At 68.3% G+C, this 4,917-nt stretch carries 9 protein-coding genes; 3 read left to right on the forward strand and 6 right to left on the reverse strand.

Features of this window, described 5'->3' with window-relative positions; all coding sequences use genetic code 11:
* Nucleotides 1-58: 58 nt before the first annotated feature.
* The 5 genes from ACFE71_RS14835 to ACFE71_RS14855 form a co-directional block, all read right to left on the reverse strand.
* Complete coding sequence (locus ACFE71_RS14835) at nucleotides 59-616, reverse strand: glycine zipper 2TM domain-containing protein (protein WP_375429535.1); 558 nt, start codon at nucleotides 614-616, stop codon at nucleotides 59-61.
* A gap of 66 nt (nucleotides 617-682) precedes the next feature.
* Nucleotides 683-1,840, reverse strand: coding sequence for an aspartyl/asparaginyl beta-hydroxylase domain-containing protein (locus ACFE71_RS14840; RefSeq protein WP_375429536.1), 1,158 nt, complete (start codon nucleotides 1,838-1,840; stop codon nucleotides 683-685).
* Between the two features lie 64 nt (nucleotides 1,841-1,904).
* Nucleotides 1,905-2,357 (reverse strand): hypothetical protein, encoded by a 453-nt coding sequence (locus ACFE71_RS14845; RefSeq protein WP_375429537.1) that lies wholly within the window; start codon nucleotides 2,355-2,357, stop codon nucleotides 1,905-1,907.
* A gap of 100 nt (nucleotides 2,358-2,457) precedes the next feature.
* Nucleotides 2,458-2,853, reverse strand: a complete 396-nt coding sequence (locus ACFE71_RS14850; protein WP_375429538.1) for a type II toxin-antitoxin system VapC family toxin — start codon at nucleotides 2,851-2,853, stop codon at nucleotides 2,458-2,460.
* Nucleotides 2,850-3,110, reverse strand: a complete 261-nt coding sequence (locus ACFE71_RS14855) for a type II toxin-antitoxin system Phd/YefM family antitoxin (protein WP_375429539.1) — start codon at nucleotides 3,108-3,110, stop codon at nucleotides 2,850-2,852. Before ACFE71_RS14855 ends, ACFE71_RS14850 begins: the two co-directional genes overlap by 4 nt.
* 110 nt (nucleotides 3,111-3,220) lie before the next feature.
* On the opposite strand from ACFE71_RS14855, the gene ACFE71_RS14860 reads away from it, so the two are divergent.
* The 3 genes from ACFE71_RS14860 to ACFE71_RS14870 are packed head-to-tail and all read left to right on the forward strand — an operon-like array spanning nucleotide 3,221 to nucleotide 4,245.
* On the forward strand, nucleotides 3,221-3,508 hold the full coding sequence (locus tag ACFE71_RS14860) for a type II toxin-antitoxin system RelE/ParE family toxin (protein ID WP_375429540.1): 288 nt from the start codon (nucleotides 3,221-3,223) through the stop codon (nucleotides 3,506-3,508).
* Nucleotides 3,508-3,804, forward strand: coding sequence for a HigA family addiction module antitoxin (locus tag ACFE71_RS14865; RefSeq protein WP_375429541.1), 297 nt, complete (start codon nucleotides 3,508-3,510; stop codon nucleotides 3,802-3,804). The genes ACFE71_RS14860 and ACFE71_RS14865 overlap by 1 nt, the downstream gene beginning before the upstream one ends.
* Before the next feature lie 27 nt (nucleotides 3,805-3,831).
* On the forward strand, nucleotides 3,832-4,245 hold the full coding sequence (locus tag ACFE71_RS14870; RefSeq protein ID WP_375429542.1) for a hypothetical protein: 414 nt from the start codon (nucleotides 3,832-3,834) through the stop codon (nucleotides 4,243-4,245).
* A 25-nt stretch (nucleotides 4,246-4,270) separates the two neighbouring features.
* On the opposite strand, the gene ACFE71_RS14875 is transcribed toward ACFE71_RS14870, so the two are convergent.
* Nucleotides 4,271-4,917: 3'-5' exonuclease (locus ACFE71_RS14875; protein WP_375429543.1), on the reverse strand; the 647-nt coding region annotated here is incomplete at its 5' end.

The following is a 4,917-nucleotide window of genomic DNA, read 5'->3' on the forward strand; positions in this document are numbered from 1 at the left end:
GCCGGCCGGGCTCGGTGCCGGTCGCGCCGCTAAGTGCCTTAGCGGCGCTGCACCGAGCCTAGCGGCAACGCACCGAGTTCTGTTCGATCGAGCGGCCCGCGAGGGCACCGGCGGCACCGCCAAGCAACGTGCCCACCGTCCGGCTACGCCCGCCGTCGATGATGTTGCCCAGGATGCCGCCCGCGCCCGCGCCGAGGATCAGGCCGGTGGTGCCGTCGGCGCGGCGGCAGTAATAGCGGCCGTCCTGGCCCGCATAGACGCGCTCGTCGGACGCGAGCGTACGGTCGCGGTAATTGGGGCCGGAGCGATAGTAGCGGGCGGCGTCGTAATCGCCCTCGTCGCGCTCGTCGCTGTAGGTGGGGCGGTCGTAGCGGTCGTCGTAGGGGACATTCGGCGCGACGCGGTAGCCGCCACCGCCGGCGGGAGCGCGATAGCCGGGGCGGGCGGACTGGTAGCGGTCGAGCTCCCCGCGGAAGATCTGGTATTCGCGGTCGAAGCGGTCTTGCGCCTGACGCATGCGGGCGTCGGCGGCCGGGCCTTGCGCTGCGGCGCCATTCGTCAGCAAAGGGGCGGCGAGGAGGGCGGCCGCGGCGGTGAGGGCTAGGGTCAGCTTCATGGATATACACTCCGGCCCGGGAACGCGGGCGTCATCTGCGACAACATTTCGGGGCCGGCGCGGTTCCTAATGGTCCGAGCCGATCGGGGCGGGGAAGCCGCCATACTCGTCGATCGCCTCGAACAAATGGGTGAGCTGTGTCCGCTCGTCGGGGGTGACCTCGGGCCGCCAAATCTCGAACAGGAGGACGGTGCGGGTGGCGGGGCCGCGGTTCCAGGCCTCGTGCTCGATACTGTCGTCGAAGATCGTAAGCTCGCCCTCGCGCCAGGGGCGGGTCTCGTCGCCGACGCGCATCGCGCAAGCCTCGGGGACGACGAGCGGAAGGTGGCAGGTGAGGCGGGTGTTGAGCATGCCGTGATGCGGGCGGATGTGGGTGTCGGGTCGCAGGCGCGAGAAGAGCGCCATGGGGGAGCGGCCGGCGATGCGGGGGATGGGGAGGCTCGCCAGCGCGGCAACGGTGCGGGGGACGCGGGCGGCTTCGGGCGTGAGCGCGCCGTTCCGCCAGATGTAGAAGGCGCTCCAGCTGGGGTCGTCGAGGAGCGGATTGGCGACGGGGCGGGGGCGGTTCGGGTCGCCGGTGATGTAGGGGGCGAAGCCGTCGGTGTCGGCGAGCGCCTCCAGTTCGGCGCGGATGGCGGGGGCGGCGGCTTCGAGCTCGGGGGCCCAGGCGAACTCATCGCGCTCGTAGAACTGACGTTGGGGGAGGCCGGGGAAGTAGAACATCGAGGGCTGTTGGAGGTGGAGCTCGCGGCGGCCTAGCAGCAGGTCGAGCGAGCGGCGGAAGCGGGTCGGGCGCTCGGGATCAGTGTCGGGGAGGTCGACCGCCGAGAGAAGGTGGCGTTCGTAGCGGGCGTTGTTCTCGGCCAGGAACGCCTGAGCGCGCTGGAGCAACGGCGTGAGTTGGGGCGGGGGCGGGGTGGCGGTCGCCTGCTTGAGCGCGGCGGTCATGAAGGAGGCGGCGGCGCGATCGTCGCCGTCGTCGCGCTTGCGCTCGCCCATTAGCAGGAGGGCCAGGATGTCGCGGGGCTCCTCGACGAGGAGCGAGCCGAGCGCCTGCGTCTCGGCGGGGGCGTCGCCGAGTTTGCGGCAGGCCTGGGCGAGCGGGAGCCAGGGGCGGCGGCCCTGCGGCTCGGTTTCGGTCGCGCGGGTGAGATGTTGGCGGGCGGCGGCGAAGTCGCTCCGGCGGAGCGCATCGAGGCCGGACTGGAGGGGGGAAGGGATCATCGCGGGAGCTCGTCGCACGGGGGTCAGGGCGGGGCCAGTAGGGGCGAAGGTAACGAAGGTAACGCTAATACGCGTTTTGCACGTGGGCGGGGACCGGATCGAGCGCGGCGAGGGCCGCCTCCAACGCGGCGATCAGATCGACGGACGAGGATGGCGGGTCCATGTGACGGATCGCGGCCATGAGCAGCCGGTCGTTGTAGCGCCGCCGCTCGCCGATCTGGCGGCCGCCGTGGAAGACAGGCTCGACTACCCCGTCGATCGCGCGATCGATGGCCAGGGCCGCCGACTCGTTCCCGCCGCGGCGCGCGGCGTCGTCCCAGGCGGCGGCGAAGGAGGCGGCGTCCGGCCGCTTGCGGAGCGCGTAGGCGGATTTGGGGCTCATGCCGACGGCCTTGGCGGCCGCCGCGACGACGCCGCAGCGGGCGAGCTGATCGATGAAGGCGCGCTGCTTGTCCGGGGTCCAGCCGTCGCGGCGGGCGGCGGTGGGGACGGGGGTAAAGGCTGGCGAATCGGGCATCGGCCAGGATATGGCGAGGGCGGTTCTTGTAGGACAGCGCTGATTTATGGGCGGAGGAGTGGCGGGACCCCGGCTCAAGGCCGGGGTGACGGGGGTTGGGTCAGTCGCGCGGCTCGAGGGCGGGTCGGACGTCGGTTAGCGAGAAGTCGTTGCCGACGAACAGGAGCGGACAGTCGAACTCCTTCGCGAGAGTGTAGGCGAAGATATCCATGATGTTGAGCTTCGCCCGGTGATAGCCTTTGCCCCACCGCTCGTAAGCGACGGCCGCCGCGCGGGCGCGCTCGGCGGTTAGGTCGATCACATCGGGCCCGAAACCAGCCAGCATCTCGCGAAGCGGCATCAGGACGCCCTTAGCCTCCGCAACGATCAGCGCCTCGGCTAGGGAGGCGGCGGAGATGATCAGGTCGCGTTCGCGGCTGAGAGCATCGATGCAGCGGTCGGCGTCGTCCTCGTCGAGCAGGATCGCGAGGAGGGCGGACCCGTCCAGCGCGATCACGCGGGCAGGCCGAACTCGTCATACAAATAGTCTGCCGCCGTGGCGGCGGTCACGCCCTGCCACTCCGGCTTGCCCTTGGCGACGCCGCGGAACCGCTCCAGCACCGCGCGCTTCTCCGCCGGAGTCGGCTTGCGGCGATCGACGACTAGGCGGACCGACGGTGCATCCCCGCGCGTAAGCACGACCTCTTCTCCCGCATCGGCGCGAGCGGCTAGCTCGGGCAACTGGGCGGCGGCTTCGGATAAAGTCATTTGCATGATGCTGACCTACAGACGGGCGTTATCGATCATGGGCATTATCTGCCGGGTTCGTATACTGGTGTCAAGTATAACTTGACACTCAACCGTAGTTCGTTCATTCTCTTGCAGTGCAGATTGAAAGCATCAGGCACAAGGCGCTGCGCGCGTTTGCGGAGACGGGCCGGACCAAGGGGCTGCCGGGCGACTCGGTCGAACGGCTCCGCAATATGCTGACCTATCTGGTCGCGGTCGATGTCGCGGAGGAGTTGAGGGTGCCGCCCAACTACGGTGCCCACCTGCTGACGGGCGACCGGGCCGGCGTCTGGTCGCTCACGGTGACGCGGAACTGGCGCATGACGTTTCGGGTGAACGAGGCGGGCGACGTCGAGGACTTGGACCTGGAGGATTATCACTGATGGCCATCAAGCTTCATTCCAGTTTCGCCGTGCATCCGGGCGCATGGCTGCGCGCCGAGCTGGTCGAGCCGCACGGGCTGACCGTGACAGGGGCGGCCGCCAAGCTCCATGTCACGCGGCAGGCGATGAGCAACCTGCTCGGCGGTCGCGCCGGACTGTCGGCGGAGATGGCGATCCGGTTCGAGAAGGCGTTCGGGGTGCGAGCGGACACGCTGATGCGAATGCAGGGCGCGCATGATCTGGCGCAGGTGCGGGCGCGCGAGGGCGAAATCGAGGTGGAGCGGGTGGCGGCTTAGGCTGATCGGCCGAAGGGGGAACACAGAATGTCTAAGAATTACAACCACAGAGAATGCTTCGAATTTTATGATACGGTCCCGCGCAACTTACGTTGGAGCTGGTCAGGCAAGAGCGTCGACGGACAACACGTTGCGGTGACGCTTTGGCAAGACCGCTTTGAGGAGCAAGGGCGCATATACCGTAGTTGGAAAACCGATCATCCTGGCGAGTGGCGGTCGCGGCCGGGCTTTGTAGAGCTGATCGACAATCTTGCTCATTCTCGCGACAAGCTTGGTGGGAGGGTTCACGTCATCTTGGCGCAGGCGAGAGACAAGGATGTTTCGCCACGCTCTATTCTGCGGTGCTTTCCTCAAAAAGCTTTGAAAATGCGCGTTCTTGAATTGGACGAGCAGGAGGGTACATTTGTTTTGGAGCGCGTGGACAAGCAGGTGCCCGCTTAGCATCGGCGGCGGCAGCTGGCGTTAGTCACCCAACTGTCACGAAGCTATCCATCACCCGCTTCCGCCCGGCGTGTTCGAAGTCGATTTCCAGTTTGTTGCCTTCGATGTGGGCGATCGCGCCGTAGCCGAACTTTTGGTGGAACACGCGTTGGCCCACTTCCAAGTCCTCGCGGCCTTTTTGGCCCAGGCCGACGGCGGGGCCTCGGGATTCGACGATGCGGGTGGGCCCGGTGGTGAAGCTGCTCGCGGCGCCCGCCGCGCGGGCCCAGCCGGGGCCTCGGCCGGAGCCGCGGGCGATGTCGGCGAAGGGGTCGGATTGTTCGGACCAGTTGGCGCGCCATAGCGACTCGCCGCCGGTCATGCTGGTCTCGGTGTCGATGTGGGCGGGGGGGAGCTCGGCGACGAAGCGGCTGGGCAGGCTGCTGGTCCATTGGCCGTAGATGCGGCGGTTGGCGGCGTGGAGGACGGTCGCGCGGCGGCGGGCGCGGGTGATGGCGACGTAGGCCAGGCGACGCTCCTCCTCCAGCGAGGCGGTGCCGCCCTCGTCCATCGCGCGCTGCGAGGGGAACAGGCCTTCCTCCCAGCCCGCCAGGAAGACGGTGTCGAACTCCAGCCCCTTGGCGGCGTGGATGGTCATGATGGTGACCTTGGGCGCGTCCTTGGCGGCGTCGT

The organism is uncultured Sphingomonas sp. (assembly GCF_964237155.1).
GTDB lineage: Bacteria > Pseudomonadota > Alphaproteobacteria > Sphingomonadales > Sphingomonadaceae > Sphingomonas.

Coding starts and splice junctions, on each gene's coding strand:
- ACFE71_RS14855 (WP_375429539.1), bottom strand. CDS start 3,110: ATGCAAATGACTTTATCCGAAGCCGCCGCCCAGTTGCCCGAGCTAGCC.
- ACFE71_RS14835 (WP_375429535.1), bottom strand. CDS start 616: ATGAAGCTGACCCTAGCCCTCACCGCCGCGGCCGCCCTCCTCGCCGCC.
- ACFE71_RS14865 (WP_375429541.1), top strand. CDS start 3,508: ATGGCCATCAAGCTTCATTCCAGTTTCGCCGTGCATCCGGGCGCATGG.
- ACFE71_RS14840 (WP_375429536.1), bottom strand. CDS start 1,840: ATGATCCCTTCCCCCCTCCAGTCCGGCCTCGATGCGCTCCGCCGGAGC.
- ACFE71_RS14870 (WP_375429542.1), top strand. CDS start 3,832: ATGTCTAAGAATTACAACCACAGAGAATGCTTCGAATTTTATGATACG.
- ACFE71_RS14845 (WP_375429537.1), bottom strand. CDS start 2,357: ATGCCCGATTCGCCAGCCTTTACCCCCGTCCCCACCGCCGCCCGCCGC.